Consider the following 20748-nt stretch of genomic DNA (forward strand, 5'->3'; position numbering starts at 1 on the left):
TCAATTTTAGAAAAAATATAGCCACAGATTAAAGGATTAAAATGATTAAAAAAATCTGTGTAAATCTTTTTTAATTTGTGGTGAAATAAAAAAAATAATTAGTGCAAATTCGTGTAATTCGCGGCGAAAAACAACGCTTAACATTTCATTTAAAAATAGATCGAATTTAATTTTTTACTTTTATCAAATGTTTTCAAAATTTCAAAATCATATCGTTTCAAGATTTCCATTTTTGGCAGAAAAAAAACTTTTTCTTGCTGTGAGCGGCGGTTTAGATAGTATGGTATTGTTGCATTTGTTAAAACAGTTGCCATACGAAATTGCTGTGCTTCATTGTAATTTTCAGCTTCGCGGATTAGAAAGTTTTGGAGATCAGACTTTTGTCGAAAATTATTGTGATCAAAACAATATATCCGTATTTACAACTCAATTTGATACTGAAGCTTTTGCAAAAGACTATAAATTATCGACACAAGTTGCCGCTCGTGAACTTCGTTACAGTTGGTTTTATGAGCTTTTGGAAGAAAAAAACTTCGATTATATTCTAACAGCACATCATGCTGATGATAATTTGGAAACATTCATAATCAATTTGTCTCGAGGAACGGGATTGGATGGATTGAGCGGAATTCCAGAGCAAAATGATAAAATAATACGACCGCTTTTGCCTTTTTCAAGAGAAGAAATCTTGAAATATGCCGAAGAAAATAAGATTGAATGGCGTGAGGACAGCAGTAATGCATCTAACAAATACCTGAGAAATAAAATACGTCATGATTTAGTTCCGATTTTAAAAGAACTTAATCCAAACTTTTTAAATGCTTTTCAGAAAACACAGTCATATCTGCAGGAATCGCAGGTTATGGTTGAAGATGCTTCGATTATGATTTATCAACAGGTTGCAAAAGAGGCTGGTGACGATATTCATTTCGATTTAAAAAAACTTAAAAAATTACCCAATTATAAATCTTATTTATACCAGTGGCTTCATGAATTTGGTTTTTTAGCGTGGAATGATATTTATGACTTGGTAAATGGGCAGTCGGGTAAACAAGTTTTTTCGGCGGAGTTTAGACTGCTGAAAAATAGGGATATTTTGATTTTGAGTCCCATTTCTGAAATGTCAGAAAAGGAACAGTTTGAAATTAATGAAAACGAAAAAGAAGTTAATTTTCCCTTAAAGTTAAAGCTTTGTAACGTAGGTCACATAACAATAGATTCAAATAGAACTATATTTGTGGACGCCGATAAAATCCAATTCCCGTTAGTTTTACGTAAATGGAATGAAGGAGACGTTTTTCATCCGTTTGGAATGCACGGAAAATCAAAAAAAGTGAGCAAGCTTTTTAAAGATGAAAAGTTATCTCTAATTGAAAAGGAACAAACATGGATTTTATGTTCAGATGATAAAATAGTCTGGGTGGTTGGCATTAGACAAGATGAACGTTTTAGAATAAAAAATACCTCAAATAAAATACTTAAAATAGAACTACAATAATGAATTTTACTCAATCTAATCAAGCAGGAATGCTACAAAGTTTCAGGAGCAAATCGATTTTATTTTTACTGTTTTTCATTTTTGCTTTTACAAAAAGTAATGCTCAAATTTTAGAGCCGGTTAAATGGACCGCAAAAATTGAAAAAAAATCAGGAAACAATGCAGTATTAATTTTTGATGGAACGATCGAAAAAGACTGGCATATGTATTCGCAGTTTACGCCAGACGGCGGGCCGCTTGCGTTGGAAATTACGTTTAAAAATCAAAAAGGAAATTACGAATTAGTTGGAAAAGCAAAAGAAGGTAAAACCAAAACGGCTTTTAATGATGTTTTTGGTGTAAATGAAACTTTTTTTGAAGGAAAAGCACATATTGAACAAGAAATAAAAATCATAAACCCAAACTTAAAAACAGTTGATGTAGATTTTGATTTTCAGGTTTGTAAAGAGGTTTGTATCAATTCAAGCAAGAAATTCTCAATTGCAGTACCTTCAACATTCAAAATGGATGAGGTTCCTGCTGTTGCAGAATCCAAAATGGATGAAACGAAAGTAACTGGAATAGCAGTTGATACGGTAAGTAAAACAACAGCAGTTGAGAAAGTAGAGCCAGCGAAAGTTGATAATGCAGCTGCTGAAGCGGCTGATGAAGTACAGAAACCAGCTCCTGCAAGAAGTTTGTGGTCAATCTTTTTCATTGCTTTTATCTCAGGATTTGCGGCTTTATTAACACCTTGTGTTTTCCCAATGATCCCAATGACGGTAAGTTTCTTCACGAAGCAAAGTAAAAGTAGAGCAAAAGGAATTAGAAATGCTGTAATATACGGACTTTCGATTATTGCTATTTATGTAATTTTAGGGTTAATAGTAACGAAGATATTTGGTGCGGATGCTTTAAATGCGTTATCAACAGATGTATGGTTTAACTTGATTTTCTTTGTAATCCTGATCATTTTTGCTACATCATTTTTGGGAGCTTTTGAAATTATGCTGCCAAATTCATGGGCAAACAAAGCGGATCAGCAAGCTGATAGGGGAGGAATAATAGGAATTTTGTTCATGGCTTTGGCTTTGGCAATTGTATCATTCTCTTGTACGGGGCCAATTGTTGGAACTTTATTAGTTGAGGCTGCTTCAAACGGAGGAATTGCGCCAATCGTTGGAATGTTAGGTTTCTCATCAGCTTTAGCTTTACCATTTATGTTGTTTGCAATGTTTCCAGGTTGGTTAAATTCATTGCCAAAATCTGGCGGATGGTTAAATACGGTAAAAGTTGTTTTAGGATTCTTAGAATTGGCTTTGGCATTCAAATTTTTATCAAATGCGGACTTGGTTCTGCAATTACACTTTTTAGAAAGAGAAGTTTTTATCGCGATTTGGATTGCTATTTTTGCGGCCTTGACTTTGTATTTATTCGGAAAAATTACTTTACCGCATGATAGTCCGTTACATCATATTTCAGTAGGAAGATTGTATTTAGGATTGCTTACGCTTGTATTTACAGTATATTTAATTCCAGGACTTTGGGGAGCACCTTTAAAATTAATTAGTGCATTTCCGCCGCCTCCCCAATACAGTGAAAGTCCATTTGGTGTAGGAGGAAACTCATCAGCTGGAAATAATAGCACAGGTGCTGTAAAAGGAATGCCGGAAGGTGCTGAATTAGGCCCGCACGGAATTATGGTTTTTCATGATTATGAAGATGGATTAGCGTATGCAAAATCGATTAACAAACCAATTATGTTAGATTTTACCGGTTATGCTTGCGTAAACTGTAGAAAGATGGAGAATAATGTTTGGTCTGAACCAACGATTTTGCCAATTTTAAAAAATGATGTTGTTTTGATCTCTTTATATGTTGATGATAAACGTGAATTGCCAAAGGAGGAACAATTTGTAACTGCTTCTGGTGATAAAATTATTACAGTTGGTGATAAATGGACGGATTTTATGATCTCAAAATATAAAACGAATACACAGCCTTTGTATATAATTACTGATTTAGAAGGAAATAATTTGAATGCTTCTAAACCAACAATTAGTTATGTAAGCGCAGATGAATATTTGCACTGGCTGAAAGAAGGAATTTCAAACTTTAAATAGTTTTAATAAAGAAATATCTTAAATGCTATAAGTTGAAAGCTATAGTTATTGTATAAGGAAGAATTTAATTCAAACAAAAAGCACTCTAAGTTTAAACTTAGAGTGCTTTTTTATTTAAAGGCAAAAGGGGAAATTGAATCTTATAAAAACTCTCCGTGTTGAGAGATATCTAATCCTAACTCTTCTTTTTCTTCAGTAACTCTTAGAGGAGTAATTTTATTTACGATAAAGAATAAAGCATAAGAAGCAACAAAAGCAAAGATCGATACCACTACTAATGCTGTTAATTGGTTGATAAACAATGTTGGCGTTCCAAAAACTAAACCTTGGTTATCTCCAACAGCTGGGTTGATAGCTTTTGAAGCAAACACTCCAGTTAACAGCATACCTACCATACCACCAACACCGTGACAAGCAAATACATCAAGAGCGTCGTCAATTTTTCCTTTAGGGAATTTGCTTACTACAAGATTACTTACAATTGCAGCAAATGCACCAATAAAGATAGCGTGAGATATACTTACGAAACCAGCTGCAGGTGTAATAGCAACAAGACCTACAACAGCTCCTATACAAGCACCAAGTGCAGATAATTTGTGACCTAAAATTTTATCTAAGAAAACCCAAGCCATAGCGGCAGCTGCAGCAGCAACAGTTGTTGTTCCTAAAGCTTGTACGGCTAAACCATTTGCTCCTAAAGCTGATCCGGCGTTAAAACCAAACCATCCAAACCATAATAAACCAGTTCCTAACAATACATAAGTAATTCTGGCAGGATTAACTTTTTGTACTTTTCTTTTTCCTAAAAAGATTGCTCCAGCAAGAGCTGCCCAACCTGCACTCATATGTACAACCGTTCCTCCTGCAAAGTCAAGAACTCCCATTTTAAAGAAAACTCCATCAGGATGCCATGTCATATGTGCTAAAGGAGAATATATGAAAATGATAAATAAAACCATGAATAACAAGTAAGCCCAAAAACGTACACGTTCTGCAAATGCACCAGTTATTAAGGCAGGTGTAATGATTGCAAATTTTGCCTGAAATAATGCGAATAACATAAACGGAATTGTTGGTGCAAGACTCCATGCTGTGCTGGTTCCAACACCTTCAAAGAATAAGTTGTATGATGGATTTCCGATGATTCCTCCAATTGAAGGACCAAAAGCTAATCCAAAGGCAACCACAACCCATAGAATTGTAACTATTACCATTGCCATAAAACTTTGAAGCATTGTGCTGATAACGTTTTTCTTACCTACCATTCCGCCATAGAAAAAACCTAATCCAGGAGTCATTAACAATACAAAAGCCGTCGCAACGATCATCCAGGCAGTATCTCCCGTATCAAACTTTACCGCTTCTGCAGGAATTGGGTTATCTGCTATGATAAAATTTGATATAAAGGTTAGTACTAAAATAGTGATAAGAATCACACTTAAAATAATTTTTCGCATAGTTATTTAGTTTTAAAATTTTTGATAAAAGTATAAAATCATTCAATACCCCATAAAAAAATAGGGGTAACTGTTTTATTTTTATTGAATTTTCATTTTGACCCCTATAATTTTAAATCTATTTCTTAAAATAAACTTAAAATTTACAATTTGTTAATCGTTGGAACGTGATTTATACTGTTTGTGGGTTTTGTTAACAAAAAAACGTAGGAATAGTTTTGTTTTTAAGAGTAACTATGCGTAAATAATTGAAAAATATTGAAAAAGTAGTTTTATTTGTAAATAAAAAAGGCATCAGATGAATTATTCAAATGATGCCTTTTTGGGAAATAACTTAAGGTTTATTTCTGATTGAACTTTGCCTTAAATTTATCGTTTAATTTCGTTTGGAAAGTTTCTAAAATAATGGTTCTTCCTTGAATAAAAGCGCTCGTTAATTTATTTGTTCTCATATCCAGTGCATCACCTTCGGAGATAAATAAAGTTGCATCTTTACCCGTTTCTAATGTTCCGCAGCTAGTATCAATGCCAAGTAGCTTTGCTGTATTTAAAGTTATGAGCTGTACAGCTTTTTCTTTATCTAAACCAAAAGCGGCGCAAGTTCCTGCTAAAAATGGAAGGTTTCTAACACTCATACGTTCATGATCTCCACTGTTTTCTAATCCTACTACGATACCTTTGTCTGTTAAGATTTTAGCCATTTTATAAGGCAGGTTTACATCTTGATCATCGCTTGTAGGCATGTCATGTACACGTCTTAATAAAACACCTACGTTGTATTTTTGCAATGCATCAGCTGCTTTGTAAGCTTCAAATCCTCCAACAATAACAATCTTTTTAATTTGATTGTCAACTGCTAATTGAATAGCATCTACAATTTGTTTTTCTTCATCTGCATGAATATAAAGTGTTTGTGTTCCATCAAAAAGCCCTTTTGTAGCTTCAAGAACAATATTTCTTTCTTTACTCGAACCTTGATTGTAGACTTTAGCATTTATTAAAAATGCATTTATTTCTTCGGCTTGTTTAGGATAATCTTTATTTGCTTCAATTAGTCCGGGTTCAAACCATGAACCAGATCTTTTAAAACTAGATGGAAAATTAAGATGGATTCCGTCATTCTCTTTTACAATAGCATCCTGCCAGCTCCAAGCATCTAATTGAACAATAGAAGATGTTCCTGAAATCCTGCCGCCTCTTGGCGTAACCTGTGCGATTAAAATACCATTTGGACGAACGGTTTCAACAACCTTAGATTCTGAATTATAAGCAATAATACTTCTTACATTCGGATTAAAACTTCCAATTTCTTCTTGATCGTCTGATGATTTTACAGCATCAATTTCGACTAATCCTAAGGTGGTGTTGGCAGCTATAAATCCTGGGTAAACGTGTTTCCCGCTGGCATCGATAGTCGTATCATAAGCGTTGGCAGCTAATCTGATCGTTGTTGCATCTGCCACCAAGGTAATTTTCCCGTCTTTAAATCCAATAGCACTATTTTGAATTACGTTACCATTGCCTAAATGTGCAGTGGCATTTAAAATCAAAACAGATTTAGTTTGTTTTGATGCCGGAATTTGCTGTGCATATATTGAAACAGAAGCAAAAAAAACAGGCAGCAGTTTATAAATATATTGATGTATCATGTTGTCTTTTTTTATTATTTTGAAATTTTTAAAAGTTTTATAACTGTTCTAAAGTGTCACAGTGATATTCTTTTTTTTCTTTTCGTGTTGGCTGCTGTGTGCTGTTTCCTTTGTTTTTTTCTTGCAGCATTTGTCCAATCAATTCATTTCTTTCTTTTGTAATTGCCAATTGCTTTTGTGCATCTTTTTCAAGATCAAAATAGACAACTCCTTCAATGATTGTTTTTTCTGCTTTCGCATAAATAGATAATGGATTTTCGCTCCACAATACGACATCTGCATCTTTACCCACTTTTAAACTTCCTACTTTATCATCGATGTGTAATAATTTAGCAGGATTTAGAGTTACAAACTTCCAAGCTTCTTCTTCAGAAATATTCCCGTATTTAACTGCTTTTGCAGCTTCTTGATTCAATCTGCGCGACATTTCGGCATCATCTGAGTTGTAAGCAACTACCAATCCTTCATTGTGCATAATTGGTCCGTTAAACGGAATAGCATCATTTACTTCAAATTTATAAGCCCACCAGTCAGAGAAAGTCGAAGCACCAACACCGTGTTCCTTCATTTTGTCAGCTACTTTGTAACCTTCAAGAATATGGGTAAATGTATTTACCTTGAAATTAAATTTTTCGGTAACATTCATTAACATTAAAATTTCAGATTCTACGTAAGAGTGACACGTAATAAAACGTTCTTTATTTAAAATCTCTGCAATGGTCTGTAATTCTAAGTCAACTCTTGGTGCTTTTCCTTTTTTAGAACCGGTATTGAATTTTTTCCAGTTTTCATCGTATTCTTTTGCAAGCTGAAAATAATCGGTAAAAACTTGTTCAACTCCCATCCTGGTTTGTGGAAAACGAGTAGGATTATCAATTCCCCAATTGGCTTGTTTTACATTTTCTCCCAAGGCAAATTTGATAAACTTAGGCTGATTTTTATACAACATTTCGTCTGGAGAAGAACCCCATTTCCATTTTACAATTGCAGAACGACCTCCAATAGGGTTTGCTGATCCATGTAATAATTGCGAAATGGTTACACCTCCTGCAAGATCTCTATAAATATTAATGTCTTCAGAGTTTACAACATCTTGAATGGTAACTTCCGCAGTAGAATTATGTCCGCTCTCATTCACACCTTTTGAAATGGCAATATGAGAGTGCTCGTCGATAATACCGCTTGTAATATGCTTGCCTTTTGCATCAATAATAGTTGCAGAAGCGTCAGAGATATTTTTACCAACAGCAGCGATTTTTCCGTTTTTTATTAAAACATCAGTTTCCGTTAAGATCCCATCTTTTTCATTTGTCCAAACAGTAGCATTTTTAAACAATAAAGTTTGCGCAGTTTGTTTTTTAGCATCTCCAAAAGCAATATTAGGATACGTTACAGGTATAACACTATTTGGTTTTTCTACTTTAGCTGAATCTTTTACAGCAACAAACGGACTTGTTTTTACTGCATTCCAAACTAATTCATCTCCATTAGATAAAACCGCTTTTCCAGACAAACTTTCAGGTTTTTCAATAAATCCTGTTAAACGTGTAAAAGTAGATTTAGTAGAATCGGCTGGTTTAATAACTAGAGAAATCCAATTTTTAGAAACGGCAAAAGTTGTTTTCAGTTTTTTGGCATCAACCGTTGTTATTTCAGATTTCGGACTATCAGCAGTTCCGTTAATTTTCCATTTGTAGCTTTCCTTTCCAATAGTTAAATCATAATTGCCGCGAATATCTTTTGCATTAATATCGGTTACTATAAATTTATTTCCTTGAACCCAGTTTTCAAATAAGATTGTTTTTTCGTCAAAAACTTCTCCCGAAGTAATAATGAAATTGGCATAACTGCCTGTTTTTAAACTTCCAACTTCATTGCTTTTTCCTAAAATTGCTGCAGGAATTGTAGTTAGTGCTTCTAATGCTTTTGTTTTATCAAAACCATATTTAATGGCTTTTAAAAGATTAGGTTTAAAATCTTCTATTTTTTTTAGCTTGTCCGTAGTCAAAGCAAAAACAATTCCGTTGTCCGAAAGCACTTTTAAGTTCGTTGGAGCTTGATTCCAAAAACGCATATCAGCCAGTTCAATCTGATTGGATAAATAAGGATTTGTGACATCGTAAGCTTCTGGAAAACTTATTGGGATAATAAATTTAGCATTTGTGTTTTTAATTTCTTCTATTCTTTCAAATTCATTACCGCTTCCTTTTAGAATATAGTTTAAACCAAATTCTTTGGCAATTTTTGCCGCTCTTAAGCTGTTTAATTTGTCTTCTGAAGCAAAAATTTGAACTAGTTTTTCATTGTTTGCCAATGCTTCTAATGATAAATCTTTGGTTTCAGAATTTCCTTTTTTGTACCAATCCAAATCTAAATACATTTGGCGTAACAATGCCATCATACCCATAAGCGAGCTTGGGTAAGCTTGATTGGTCAGTGCACTTCTGGTAAAGGCAAAATGGTTGGTCAATTTATTTGCAATAATTTGTTTGCTGTTGTCAGTATTGTTTAAAGCAACCAAAGCGCCAGTTCCTTGAGCAACTCCATCTGGAATATGGGTTCCAACAACTCCAAAACCTGCTTTTAATAATTCTTCGGCTTTAGGCTGGTCGTATTTAAAAGTTTCATACGAGTTTACTTCTGGAAGTATGCTTTCGTTCCAGTAATAGCCTGTTTTTTTGGTGTCATACAAAGGGCTGCGATCACGTCCTCGCGTCAAGTTAGATTTTGGTTTTTCTACTCCAAAAGAAGTATAAATATCAATAAACGAAGGATAAATTGTTTTTCCTGTAAGATCTATTGTAATACTGTTTTTAGGAATCGAAATTGTATTTCCAACAGCAACAACTTTACCGTCTTGAATAAGTAAGATTCCTTTTTCGATTTTTTGCGTTGGAGTTACATAAATCGTTGCATTTGTGAATACCGTGTAGTTTTTAATTTTGTTATGTACACTTTCGTTAACAGGGAAATAATCTTGGGCATGTATTTTTGTTAAAAATATGCTCAAAAAGAGTAGGAGTAAGGTTTTTTTCATGGATAATAAGGCTAATTTTTCATAAAAATAACAATTATTACTATTTAAGCAAGTGTAAAATTTAAAAAGTGTTTTTTTGTTAGGTAGAAATTAATAACTGGCTCGGTTGAAATAAAAGTTTAAAATTTATGTAATAAAATATTTACAAAAAAATAAAGGTTTTCAATTAAATTAAATACTTTTACTTTTCATTAAAGATATTATGCTGGTAAAAGTTTACGGAAGTGCTGTTTTTGGAGTGGAAGCAACAACGATTACGATCGAAGTGCATATGGATAAAGGAATTGGTTATCATTTAGTTGGTCTTCCTGATAATGCAATTAAAGAAAGCAGTTTTAGAATTGCAGCAGCGCTTAAAAACAATGGATTAAGCTTACCTGGAAAAAGAATCACAATAAATATGGCGCCCGCCGATCTTCGTAAAGAAGGTTCTGCATACGATTTACCATTGGCAATGGGGATTTTGGTTGGTTCAGATCAGATAAAAGCGCCAGAAATTGAACAGTATATTATTATGGGTGAACTTTCTCTTGACGGAAGTTTACAACCTATTCGCGGCGCTTTGCCTATTGCTATAAAAGCAAAAGAAGAAGGATATAAAGGCTTTTTTCTGCCTATTCAAAATGTAAAAGAAGCGGCTATTGTTGCTGGTTTAGATGTTTACGGTGTTTCTAATTTACAAGAAATAATTGATTTTTTTGGTGGAAAAGGCACTCTTGAACCAACAGTAATTGATACCCGAGAAGAATTTTACAAAACACTAGATTTTCCTGAACATGATTTTTCTGATGTTCGTGGACAAGAAAGTATAAAACGCTGTATGGAAATTGCAGCGGCAGGAGGGCATAATATTATATAAATATAGTAAAGAAATACCATTACGTAATACATTAAAAATAAGCGATGTATATATTTTATTTGAACGAATTTTATTCTAAAGTAATATTATTCTTGTTTTTTAAAAATTAGTAATCACCCAAAGAACAATTAATTAGTGAAGTGTGTATATTTACAAAAAGCTAATTTAATGGATGAAGACATAGTATTTAAAGGTGAATGGTTTTTACCTGATAATTTAGATAACAGAATCAAAGGTGTTTTAACGTTTAAACCTCATGAGAAGTATAGTTTACTTGAACTATTTGGGAGTTTTTACGAATTTGAAAATACTGATAATATTGATTTTATTTTAGGAACAACACTTGATGGAACTGAAATTACTTTGCATAAATGTTACATTCGGAATTTAAGAGGTGTCCCGAAAAATCATGAACAAAAATTAAGAATGCGTAATTTGAGTGGACAACAATCAAGTAGTTATCATCTACAATTTATAATTGAAGGAGCACATATTAAAAATGACAATGACCTATCATTTAACGAGATTTTATCTGAAATTTTCAATTTAGATGAGTGGCTAGGCGTAGATGGTTTTTCAAATATTGATATTAATTTTGAAAATGATGACAGTTTAAATCTTAACTTCAGTTATTATGAACCAGCTCCTATAGAATTTGAAATTAATGATACTTTAAATGGAGCATTTAGATTCAATGTAACCAAATCATCTACATCCCAGTTTCAAAAAGAATATTCAGTAAAGCAAACTACGTATTTAACATTGTTATCAAAAGATTCTTTATCACTTACTGACTGTATTAATAGTCTATTTAAGTTTCAAAATTTTTTAGTTACTTCATTATATACAGATATTAATCCTTCAAATATTGAATTAATATGTGATAAAGTTTTTGATAGTGTTAGAACAGGTGAAACAGAATACATTCAAATTAATAAGAGAGTTAAATTATATTATAGTCAACGAAAAAGGATTGCAAATAAAATAGCGAAAACTCATTTTGAAATGTTATTCACATATGATGACATAAAAGAAGTTTTTCCTTCAATAATTACTAACTGGTTCACTAAATATGAGAAATTGAATCCAGCTTTTAATTTGGTATTTTATCATTTTTATACGAATGAAAAAATAATTGATGTTTTCTTTTTGAATTTAGCACAAGCGGCAGAGAGCTTTCATCTTTTATTAAATATAAAAAATAAACATTCAAGGATATTACCTAGAGCTGAATTTAAAAAGAAGCAAAAGAAAATAGAAGATTCATTAAATGATGATGATTTATACAAGTGGGTAAATATGCAACTTAATAACAAGCTTAATTTAGAAATGAGATTACGGGAGCTTATTAGTCAATATTCAATACCAACAGTTTTAAATTTTATTGGTGATACTGACATTTTTATAAAACAGGTAAAAAACACTAGAAATTACCTTACGCATTTCGACCCTGATGGAAAAGAAAATGCATTAGAAGGTGATAACTTAGTAGAGCTATATATAAAGCTACAACGATTTTTAATTGGCGCTATTCTTATTGAGGTTGGCTTTGACAAAGAAGCGTTAAATCAGTTATTTATTAATAAGTCATCAAGAGTTTTTAATTAAAAAGATATGGAAAAATATAGTTTTATCGCTAATCTATTTGTTTATTCGGTTATACCAACTTTAGTTGTTTTATATATAACTGAACGTATTAAAGGTAGTGTTAAAAATTCTCTAGATAAAAAGCTTGAAGAAGTTAAAGCTGAACATTCAAAAGAGATTAGTCAATTTCAGATTGAACTTAATCATTTGAAGTCAAAAGACAATTTCAAGTTCACCAAGTTACACGAAAAAAGGTTTGAAGTATTAGAAAGAACTTATACATACATTAATGAAACTTCTGAATCATTAAAAAAATACATAAGTCCAATTGACTATGTATTAAAAGGTAGTAGAGATGCAGAAATTGTTGAGATTTTAAAAAATGATTACGCTAATTTACATGATGAATTTCAAAATTTTTTTAATAAAAATAAAATTTTTTTTGATGAACCAAATCAGAACTTATTAGATGAATTTTTCTCGCAATCGTTAATCATTTTTGCAACTTATAATGTTGATGATATTAAAGATAATAACATGTCATCTATTAAAGAACTAAATGGTAAGCTATATCCAATTAAGAAACAAATAGAAATTAAATTTCGTGAACTTCTAGGTGAATAAGTAATTCATTTTTAATATTAAAACATAACATCTTATACATGATTCAAACAGGTATTAAATCAAAAGAAATTGTAGGTTTTCTTAAAGACAATCTTAATATCATAATTGTTGTTCCAGCATTTATTGGTGGATTATGGCAGGCACTTGAATTAATGTCAATATCTATAACGTATATTAGATTCTTTTCAATATCGCAAATTGTACCTGATGGTTTATTGATTATAATGCTTATTATACTTTCTTTTTCTTTTAGTGCTATCGGATGGTTCGCTGATATCTTGTTTTTCGAAAAGAGTAGTCCACAGGATGCTGAAGCAGTAAGTGCTGAAGAATACGAAAAATATAGAAAAGCTGAATTGAAAAAACACGTTATTTGGTTTGTTTTTTTGTATGGTTTTATGCTTTGGACTTATCTACATAATAAAATGAATATAATAGATTATGATTACTTAGAATGGACAATTCCATTTACATACATATATCTTCTTCTTATTAATAGAACTTTAGATAAAGCCTATTATTTTGCTAAAGAAAAATATAAAAAGTTTTATAAAGGTGCAAACGTTCTGTTGTTAATTTTATACATTGTTGTTATAGCTTGTATATCAAAAGGTATTCATAATCTATTTATTACACCGACTAATATTGTCAATATCGAAAACATCAAAAAAGATGTTGCACATAAGTTTCCAAATACAAAACAGGAGTTATTATATTTTAATGATAAATATATGTTTATTAAGATTACAAGTAAAATTAAAAAAGATAGAAAAGGAAAGATTATTAAAAATGAAAAAATTTATATAAAAAAGCTTGAAAGTTTATTTACTGACTAATTAATTGTAGATATGAAACTATCGGAACTATCATTATCGGATTTGCTTGCATTGTCGAAGCTTATTAAAAGAGAAATGAAGCTATACAATAACTTAGAAGAATATGAAAGATTAACTAGTGAATCCTATCTTGAATTGGATTCTAAGTTGATTGAAATTGAAAAAGCAATAGAAGCTTTTAAAGAAAATATCATATACTAGAAAAGCCACTTATTTCTAAATGGCTTTTATAATAGTGTTGATTTCTATGCTACCTTATAGTTGTTTATGAAACCATTCTTACTGTAAAATTTTTCATCGGTGACGTTACTATATTCACGTGAATCATTAAAGAAATCAACATGGTACACATAATCATTCACAAAGTTTGGTAGTGTTAGATTGTTGTTTATTACATCTTCATACTGGACTATTATTGCATCATGAAAGCGATAACTTTGTATCGGCAAAACACTTGCATAGTTTTCCATTAATCGTTTCTCATTTAACGTCATAATCTCATAGAAAGAACCTTTTGGAACTTGTGCAGTTAGCTTGCTTAATTCCTTCGACTTCGCTTCACCATACCCACAATCTAAGTAAATTTGAAATGCTTTAGCTTGTGTGAGCTTATGATTGTTTAAGCAAGAATTATACATTTTCTTTGCTTCATTCCTTGTTATACTTCGGTTGTTCATTAAGTTCTTATACACATCCATTGCGACCCCTGTACTTAAAATACTATCTACAATTTGCGGGTTAGCGCTAGTTAAATCAATGCTTAAGTATTTAATTGGATTGATACATCTAAATGCACTTGGTAGCTGTGTTATCGAATGATACTCTCTATTTTTAACCTCTTTGATGATTTCATTTTTGCCACCTGACCAAAGGAACAACAAAGCGTTAACCATCTTTTTTACTAGATTCACCCTAGAGTTGCTATTGCTAAGTGTTTCACCATTATCAATGCTTTTATACCTATTCTTAATCACTTCATTTAGCCAATTTATCTCACTGTCAACAAGTGCTATCTTTTCATCAAAAATCTGTTTGACGATATGATTTTTTGTTGTACGTATGCGGTTATGTGTATCACTAGAATTATCGTTATATACTTGCTCATCGTAAAAATGCTTGTAGATTAATATCTGACGTTCGATGTTGGTCGGCAATATTCCTTTCTTAGCTTTATGCACTGCATACAATAGATACCAGTCTTTGATTAACAACCAACTCCCATTTAGCTTTTCATTGTATTTTTCCTGTTTATGTAGGCTTTCTGCTTTTCGTTGCTGTACGTCCGTTAGTTGTTCATATAAGTATGTAGTGGGATAGTTAACTCTTAAGAACAAGTTGAAAGAACTGTACAGGTCATTTGCCTTTAAGCGTCTATTATCTAACATGCTGACTAAGTGAGTATCGCTTTTTTTTATTAAGATACTTGTTAAGTATTCTAGTGCCAGACTAGTGGTAAACGTTGGATTGTCTTTGTAAGTTAAGTTCTTTTTGATGGTGAGATAACTATAGAATAAATTCTTTTCATCTATTTGCAATAGGTTCTTAATCCTATCTTGAAATAGTGTTGTAGTACTTTGTGCAACTATATCATTAACATAGCTATTGTCATATTCAACAACCTCAAAATTATTGCTTTCAAGTGTTTTAATCATTACACATGGTGTGTATTGTACGTAGTCGTTTGCTACTTGAATTGCTTCGGCTCTATAGTGGGAACGGTTAACGTATAAAGGATGCAAACTGTAATTCATGTTTTTGTTTAAGTCTTCATTCGCTTTGTTAATATTCGTTTCAGCTACTGCTATTGCTCTGTCTACATCACTAAGTGTAGTTACAACGTTAGGTTGATTTTTGAATGCTCTAGCGTTAATATATAATGCATTATGAATGTTGGCACGTCCACGTCCATACGCTTGCATTAGGTTGTTAATGCTAATCTTATTTTGTGGCATTAGTTCCTCGCTGACAAATATCATACTGCAATCTACATCAATATCAAAACCTGCATAGTAAGAACTACTCACTATCAGTACTTGTGTATCACTTGAAAACTTAATACCATCTTGACCACGTTCAAATGGTGCTAATTTTACCTGTAGTGTTTCACCCGTTAAGTTATGTACTTTTAAATCTTTAAATGACTTATGATAACGGCTATTGTTTGTAAATAGCACCACCATACGCCCCTTAGCAACTTCACCATAAACAAACGGTTTCAAATCGTTAATGTCATATGAGTAAGCCAACCGTTTCTTTGGTTGGTCGGCACGTTCAATCTTATAAATGTCAATATCGATATTTGTTGGTATATCAAATAAGCTATAGTTTGGTGTTGCAGTACTTAACTTAAATTTTGCTATCCATTCATTGAATATAATTTCCATCAACTGGCCTACACTATCTCTAAACGTTGCATCGGTTGTATAAACATGAAACTCATCTACAAAGATATTAAAAGTTCGTAACTTGTCATATAGTTCTTTATTGGTGTTTCTTATTATACAAATCTGGTCGGGTGTTGTGTTAATGATTAAGTTGTTATTGTCTTCATTGCCTAGATAATCGCTAACGTCTTTCCATTTATCCTTTGAACTTGCATAGATGAAAACTTGTCTCTCACTAGTATATTGCTTGCCCTCTTTACCTTTAATCATTCCCACGTTTGGTGATATGATTAAACAGTTGGATTCTGTGTAGTTAAGTAATGCAGTAGTACCACCTACACCAGTACTACCTTTTATTATGTATGTATTTCGTTCGAAATTTGTAATTAACTCTTTAGCTTTTCCGCTTACATATTTTGAATTAAATTTAATTGTTTTAACATTCTCTAACACCTTTATATTTGGTATTGATGACTTAACTAACAATTTGACTTTTTATAAAAATGAAGTATATTTGTTAATAGGTAATTAAGTCTTTTGCTCATTGTTGTTAGCTATTACTAACAAGATTATAAATCAGTAAATGAACATTATTTTATTAGGTCGCTCAAACCCAATTTTAAAGAGTGTAACAACTAGTTACGCTCTTTTTTGTTTTTAGTTTAAAGTGATATAGTCACAATAAACCTTTCTAATTCTGCGCATCGCTAAACATCTAGTTTGCTTTACGCCATTGTATTTTGCGCTGTTTGTACTTGGCAAAACATGTACGGTATCTAGCCAATAATCCTTGTACATTTTTAATGCATTGTTGTAGTCATCATAGATGTTTAGGAATGCTAAAAATAGCATTGCATCTTTTCGCTCTTGTAATGTTAGTTTTGTAGGTTCTACGCATAGAACCCATTTCTTTCTTTGTTCATTCATGTTGGTTGTTAAGTATTATTCCCTTCGTTATATTACAATTATACTTCCGCAAGGAGCAAAAGTCAACTAAATTCACGTTATTTAACAAAATACACGTATTTTGTTACAATAATAACATTTTGTTACGAGGTCTAATCAGCGTTTTTTTAAGAGCTTTGAGGTCGATACATTTTCTTGACCTCAGCGTATATATACTTTAAACTTCGTAAAGTACTGTATTTGTTAGATTTATGAATAAACAGTGATAGCGTCCTAGTGAGATATGTATATAGAAAATCTATCAGGACAGCATCAGTAACGGAAAAGAGCAAGTAACAAAACTCAGCTATCGTTTGCTTTTGGTCAGCCCCCCGCCCCCCTAGGTTAATAATTTAAGATTTCGGTTGCTCCAGTTACCCGCTAACCAATAAGTGTACATAGGGGGGTGTGCTATATTAACAGTCGGATATGCTCGTTAATTATTTTTGGAATTTTGCTGTCAAAAAAAAGTGACATGTACTTAATATTGTTCCTTTATGTACCTACATGCTCCAGTATTTGTTCTCCTGGTCAATCACAAAAAAGTCGGGTAATGATATTAAAATAGTTGTTTAACATCGATGTGTTCGCATGTTAACTGAGTAGTTTTAATTTAGATTAATAACTACTATTGTATGCATTTAGGGTGTGCTTAAAAATACAGGTAAGAATGAGCTTAAACATCGTTTTATTTAATATTTTTGTATTAATTATAACTATACTTTATTTGCATACAATATATTAATTATTTACCTTTGACTTGTTCAATAAAACAAGTTAAAATGAAAGCAAGATACATAAGAGTAAGTTCGGCAACTCAAAACACCATTAGGCAAACAGTAAATGCAAATACAGATGAACAAGTGTTTATAGATGTTATTAGTGGTGCTGTTCCATTTGCTGAAAGACCCCAAGCTTTAGAGTTAATCAAAGCAATTGAAAACGGTTTAATATCTTATGTAAGTTGTGAAGCAATTGACAGGCTTGGACGGTCGACCTACAACATTCAAAATACTATTGAATACTTTAATACAAAGTTAGTTACTCTTAAGGTTGATAACCTTGGAATAGAAAGCCTTGTTAATAATAAAGTTAATCCAACGTTTAAGCTAATTAGTGATGTATTAGCTAATGTTAGTGAAATGGAACGTACCAACTCAAAAGAACGACAAGCACAAGGAATTGCAATTGCAGTTGCACAAGGCAAATTTAAAGGACGTGTTAAAGGTTCAGGTGCTAGTGATAATGAAGTACTAGATAAATATAAAGTTGTTGTTAAAACACTTAATAATCATTCTGACTTATCACTTAGAAAAATTGCCAGTATTTCCAATGTTAGCCTTGCAACAGTTCAGAAAGTAAAAGCAATACTAGTTAAACAATCGCTAATAACTATATAATAAAAAAAGCTATCTCATTGATAGCTTTTTTATTTGCATAATTTGGTGCTCTAAATGTTATATAAATTTCATTTACTTACTCATTAATTTTGCTTCTTCTTCAATCTGCTTTTCTAATGCAGAAGAACTCACTTTAAACATGTTTTGATGTATTTCGGTAATTTTATATAATGTTAATATATGGCTCATTAAAATGTTAAAAACGTAAGTGGTGATTAATAAGGTTAATGTGAACAAAGTTCTATATGTGACTGGCTTGTTATAATTTTCCATAGTTAAGTCTATTATAGCAATTGGTGTTATAATATAATTTAAAAAGAATGCAATTACTTCACCAACTTTCATCTCAAAGAATTTCTTAACATAAGTAGGTACTCCTAGTTTTATTGATGCTAACTTAAGTATGATTAAACCAACTACAACGCCAATTACAAGCGTATCAATGTTATTGGGAGTTTGAGAACTCCATTTTACGACTTCATCTAACATATTTCTAGTTTTTAGTTTTTTTATTTGAACAGCATTCATAGAATTGTATTCCTAATTCTGTTCTTCGATGCTTATGACCAAATGGTATTTCATTGTACCCACTACCTGCACTTCTGTGTTCTTCAATCAAACCTAATCTTAATAAATTATCTTTTACAATCCTAGAATTAATAACGCCAACATGAAAATTATATTCATTATTGTATACTTTAAATGCACCAAATGATTCAACATCACCTTTATTAAGTTGACTAAGTATAAATGGAAAGATTGATGATTCATAATTTTGAGATTCATCACTAAAATTTACTATAAGGTTTGCCCATTTTTGCTGGAGCGTTTCATCTTCTTCAAGTGATGAAAATTCTAATAATGGAACAAGTATTTTAAGATTAATTTGTTTGATGCTAATGTCGTTTTCTTCAGCAATTTGTTTTGCTTTGGAAAAGATTTCAATTTGATTCTTTAATCTTCTTATACGAACTTTATCACCAAACATTAAACCAGCTTCTTCAAGTGTTGAACCTGCAAGCTTTTCAATGAATCCACCAATCAAGTCAATTCCTTTTTCAATTGCTGTTGATGTTATATCAAATTTCTTATTTTCCATATTATCTAATTTAAAAAAAAGCTATCAATTACGATAGCTTTTCTATGTTTTTTAATTTTGCTTCAAGTACTTCAATCTTCTTCTCCAACAATTCAATGTGCTCAATTGTAAGTTGAAAATTTCTAAAAACACTCGCACTGCTATTTTGACCAAAAATTATTACAAGTTTTAAAACAAAAACAAATGTAATCAAGCAACAAACCACAATTAGTAACAATACAATTGGAACAGTTGGAATTGCATTGAAGTAATTTATTAGTAAGTATGCAAATAATACTATAGGCATAATATAAGTTGCAATGAAAAGTAAAATCTCAACAAGCTTCATATTTAGAATCTTATTAATAAAGGATGGTATTTTCTTTATTGTATTTATTGATGATTCTTTATTAATGGCAAGTTTCAATAAACTCAATATTATACCACCAAGTACAGTTCCTATTAAAGCAACAATTATAATATCGGAATTTCTATCTAACCAAACTTGATTTATCATACTAAGAATTTCTTTCTTCACCATTATCTTTCAAACCTTTCAAGTAAGCTAATAAATTCTTTGCATTAAGAGTTTGTTTCCTACCATTAAATTTAAAGACAATAGTTGATTTAAGTTCTTCACCCTTTGCTCCAATAACCGCTGTTGCATCATCGTTTAATTTATACTTTGGTGTTCCATCGATGTTTGTCAAGCCTGATACGAAATTCAATTTATGCTCTATTGGTGTTGCTGTTATTCTTGGTTTTAGTACTGATGGGTCATAAGGTACATTAAATTCAGTATAGAAGTTAGTTATATCAAGTTTATTAGCAACTTCAGCTTCTTTCTTAGCTTTGGCATAATTATCTTCAACTGTTTTTAATCTTGCATCAATTGTAGCCTTTATTTCTTTTCTTCTTGTTGTTATGTAGAAACTCTTTTCGTAGTTTTTAAGTTCATCTTCAACATTATTTTTTTTGCTTTTTGCTTTCTAGTTTCAACTTTTCTTTCAGCAATTTTTTGTGCTATTACTTCTTTGTCTGTTAGTTCTACATTTGCCATAATTTTATTATTTAATTTGTTATTTGTATTATGTTGTTGTTATTTGCAAAGGTTAATGAATTAAAATATGTAATCCAAATTATACACTAAGCTTTTTAAAATGTAATCCTTTACCAATCTTATATTTACCTGATTTTAATTCATTCTTAATCATTGGAACAGCATCGTCAATTGATAATTCAGGTATTGGATATTTATCATCCCAATTATATGTCTCTTCATAATAAACACC

The 20748-nt window shown here is 31.4% G+C and carries 17 protein-coding genes and 1 pseudogene; 8 read left to right on the forward strand and 10 right to left on the reverse strand.

Annotated elements, in window-relative coordinates; genetic code table 11:
• The first annotated feature begins 187 nt into the window (after positions 1-187).
• Both tilS and BOW57_RS10060 read left to right on the forward strand, forming a co-directional pair.
• On the forward strand, positions 188-1498 hold the full coding sequence (gene tilS / locus BOW57_RS10055; RefSeq protein ID WP_129054010.1) for a tRNA lysidine(34) synthetase TilS: 1311 nt from the start codon (positions 188-190) through the stop codon (positions 1496-1498).
• Entirely contained in the window at positions 1498-3600 is a 2103-nt protein-coding gene (locus tag BOW57_RS10060; RefSeq protein WP_129054011.1) for a cytochrome c biogenesis protein CcdA, read from the forward strand. The genes tilS and BOW57_RS10060 overlap by 1 nt, the downstream gene beginning before the upstream one ends.
• A 140-nt stretch (positions 3601-3740) precedes the next feature.
• On the opposite strand, the gene BOW57_RS10065 is transcribed toward BOW57_RS10060, so the two are convergent.
• The 3 genes from BOW57_RS10065 to BOW57_RS10075 all read right to left on the reverse strand — a co-directional run bounded on the left by BOW57_RS10065 (position 3741) and on the right by BOW57_RS10075 (position 9743).
• Entirely contained in the window at positions 3741-5057 is a 1317-nt protein-coding gene (locus tag BOW57_RS10065; RefSeq protein WP_129024766.1) for an ammonium transporter, read from the reverse strand.
• Positions 5058-5398: 341 nt separating this feature from the next.
• Positions 5399-6706, reverse strand: coding sequence for an amidohydrolase family protein (locus tag BOW57_RS10070; RefSeq protein ID WP_089054603.1), 1308 nt, complete (start codon positions 6704-6706; stop codon positions 5399-5401).
• A 37-nt stretch (positions 6707-6743) separates the two neighbouring features.
• Entirely contained in the window at positions 6744-9743 is a 3000-nt protein-coding gene (locus tag BOW57_RS10075; RefSeq protein ID WP_129054012.1) for an amidohydrolase family protein, read from the reverse strand.
• Between the two features lie 202 nt (positions 9744-9945).
• Here BOW57_RS10075 and BOW57_RS10080 point away from each other — a divergent pair.
• The 5 genes and pseudogenes from BOW57_RS10080 to BOW57_RS10100 all read left to right on the forward strand — a co-directional run.
• Positions 9946-10599 (forward strand): annotated as a pseudogene (locus BOW57_RS10080) (magnesium chelatase domain-containing protein); the annotation flags it as partial.
• 171 nt (positions 10600-10770) lie between these two features.
• A complete protein-coding gene (locus tag BOW57_RS10085) occupies positions 10771-12210 on the forward strand; it encodes a HEPN domain-containing protein (RefSeq protein WP_129054013.1) in 1440 nt (479 codons plus the stop codon).
• A gap of 6 nt (positions 12211-12216) precedes the next feature.
• The gene (locus BOW57_RS10090) at positions 12217-12813 is read left to right on the forward strand and encodes a hypothetical protein (RefSeq protein ID WP_129054014.1); all 597 of its coding nucleotides are present in this window, start codon (positions 12217-12219) and stop codon (positions 12811-12813) included.
• Between the two features lie 38 nt (positions 12814-12851).
• On the forward strand, positions 12852-13649 hold the full coding sequence (locus BOW57_RS10095) for a hypothetical protein (protein ID WP_129054015.1): 798 nt from the start codon (positions 12852-12854) through the stop codon (positions 13647-13649).
• 12 nt (positions 13650-13661) lie between these two features.
• Positions 13662-13850 (forward strand): hypothetical protein, encoded by a 189-nt coding sequence (locus BOW57_RS10100; RefSeq protein WP_129054016.1) that lies wholly within the window; start codon positions 13662-13664, stop codon positions 13848-13850.
• Between the two features lie 44 nt (positions 13851-13894).
• Here BOW57_RS10100 and BOW57_RS10105 read toward each other — a convergent pair whose 3' ends face one another.
• Positions 13895-16519 (reverse strand): hypothetical protein, encoded by a 2625-nt coding sequence (locus BOW57_RS10105; protein WP_129054017.1) that lies wholly within the window; start codon positions 16517-16519, stop codon positions 13895-13897.
• Positions 16520-16690: 171 nt separating this feature from the next.
• Positions 16691-16960 (reverse strand): hypothetical protein, encoded by a 270-nt coding sequence (locus BOW57_RS10110; protein ID WP_129054018.1) that lies wholly within the window; start codon positions 16958-16960, stop codon positions 16691-16693.
• A gap of 800 nt (positions 16961-17760) precedes the next feature.
• On the opposite strand from BOW57_RS10110, the gene BOW57_RS10115 reads away from it, so the two are divergent.
• Positions 17761-18378, forward strand: coding sequence for a recombinase family protein (locus BOW57_RS10115; protein ID WP_129054019.1), 618 nt, complete (start codon positions 17761-17763; stop codon positions 18376-18378).
• Positions 18379-18450: 72 nt separating this feature from the next.
• Here the strand turns inward: BOW57_RS10115 and BOW57_RS10120 are convergent, their stop codons facing one another.
• From BOW57_RS10120 to BOW57_RS20615, 5 genes are all read right to left on the reverse strand, one after another.
• The gene (locus tag BOW57_RS10120) at positions 18451-18867 is read right to left on the reverse strand and encodes a hypothetical protein (protein ID WP_129054020.1); all 417 of its coding nucleotides are present in this window, start codon (positions 18865-18867) and stop codon (positions 18451-18453) included.
• Between the two features lie 4 nt (positions 18868-18871).
• Positions 18872-19477 carry an Abi-alpha family protein gene (locus BOW57_RS10125; RefSeq protein WP_129054021.1) on the reverse strand — a complete coding sequence of 202 codons (606 nt, stop codon included), beginning with the start codon at positions 19475-19477 and terminating at the stop codon, positions 18872-18874.
• Positions 19478-19505: 28 nt separating this feature from the next.
• A complete protein-coding gene (locus tag BOW57_RS10130; protein ID WP_129054022.1) occupies positions 19506-19973 on the reverse strand; it encodes a hypothetical protein in 468 nt (155 codons plus the stop codon).
• Position 19974: 1 nt separating this feature from the next.
• Positions 19975-20184 carry a hypothetical protein gene (locus BOW57_RS10135; protein WP_129054023.1) on the reverse strand — a complete coding sequence of 70 codons (210 nt, stop codon included), beginning with the start codon at positions 20182-20184 and terminating at the stop codon, positions 19975-19977.
• Positions 20185-20378: 194 nt separating this feature from the next.
• Positions 20379-20516: a hypothetical protein gene (locus tag BOW57_RS20615; protein WP_164973688.1), complete on the reverse strand. Its 138-nt coding sequence runs from the start codon at positions 20514-20516 to the stop codon at positions 20379-20381.
• Between the last annotated feature and the right edge of the window lie 232 nt (positions 20517-20748).

Source organism: Flavobacterium sp. YO64 (assembly GCF_004119505.1).
GTDB classification, from domain to species: domain Bacteria; phylum Bacteroidota; class Bacteroidia; order Flavobacteriales; family Flavobacteriaceae; genus Flavobacterium; species Flavobacterium oncorhynchi.

What these genes read in the sequence shown, in the direction of transcription:
- BOW57_RS10125 (WP_129054021.1), bottom strand. Translation starts at nt 19,477, where the DNA reads ATGGAAAATAAGAAATTTGATATAACATCAACAGCAATTGAAAAAGGA.
- tilS (WP_129054010.1), top strand. Translation starts at nt 188, where the DNA reads ATGTTTTCAAAATTTCAAAATCATATCGTTTCAAGATTTCCATTTTTG.
- BOW57_RS10075 (WP_129054012.1), bottom strand. Translation starts at nt 9,743, where the DNA reads ATGAAAAAAACCTTACTCCTACTCTTTTTGAGCATATTTTTAACAAAA.
- BOW57_RS10115 (WP_129054019.1), top strand. Translation starts at nt 17,761, where the DNA reads ATGAAAGCAAGATACATAAGAGTAAGTTCGGCAACTCAAAACACCATT.
- BOW57_RS10090 (WP_129054014.1), top strand. Translation starts at nt 12,217, where the DNA reads ATGGAAAAATATAGTTTTATCGCTAATCTATTTGTTTATTCGGTTATA.
- BOW57_RS10130 (WP_129054022.1), bottom strand. Translation starts at nt 19,973, where the DNA reads ATGATAAATCAAGTTTGGTTAGATAGAAATTCCGATATTATAATTGTT.
- BOW57_RS10095 (WP_129054015.1), top strand. Translation starts at nt 12,852, where the DNA reads ATGATTCAAACAGGTATTAAATCAAAAGAAATTGTAGGTTTTCTTAAA.
- BOW57_RS10070 (WP_089054603.1), bottom strand. Translation starts at nt 6,706, where the DNA reads ATGATACATCAATATATTTATAAACTGCTGCCTGTTTTTTTTGCTTCT.
- BOW57_RS10085 (WP_129054013.1), top strand. Translation starts at nt 10,771, where the DNA reads ATGGATGAAGACATAGTATTTAAAGGTGAATGGTTTTTACCTGATAAT.
- BOW57_RS20615 (WP_164973688.1), bottom strand. Translation starts at nt 20,516, where the DNA reads ATGGCAAATGTAGAACTAACAGACAAAGAAGTAATAGCACAAAAAATT.
- BOW57_RS10110 (WP_129054018.1), bottom strand. Translation starts at nt 16,960, where the DNA reads ATGAATGAACAAAGAAAGAAATGGGTTCTATGCGTAGAACCTACAAAA.
- BOW57_RS10100 (WP_129054016.1), top strand. Translation starts at nt 13,662, where the DNA reads ATGAAACTATCGGAACTATCATTATCGGATTTGCTTGCATTGTCGAAG.
- BOW57_RS10120 (WP_129054020.1), bottom strand. Translation starts at nt 18,867, where the DNA reads ATGTTAGATGAAGTCGTAAAATGGAGTTCTCAAACTCCCAATAACATT.
- BOW57_RS10065 (WP_129024766.1), bottom strand. Translation starts at nt 5,057, where the DNA reads ATGCGAAAAATTATTTTAAGTGTGATTCTTATCACTATTTTAGTACTA.
- BOW57_RS10060 (WP_129054011.1), top strand. Translation starts at nt 1,498, where the DNA reads ATGAATTTTACTCAATCTAATCAAGCAGGAATGCTACAAAGTTTCAGG.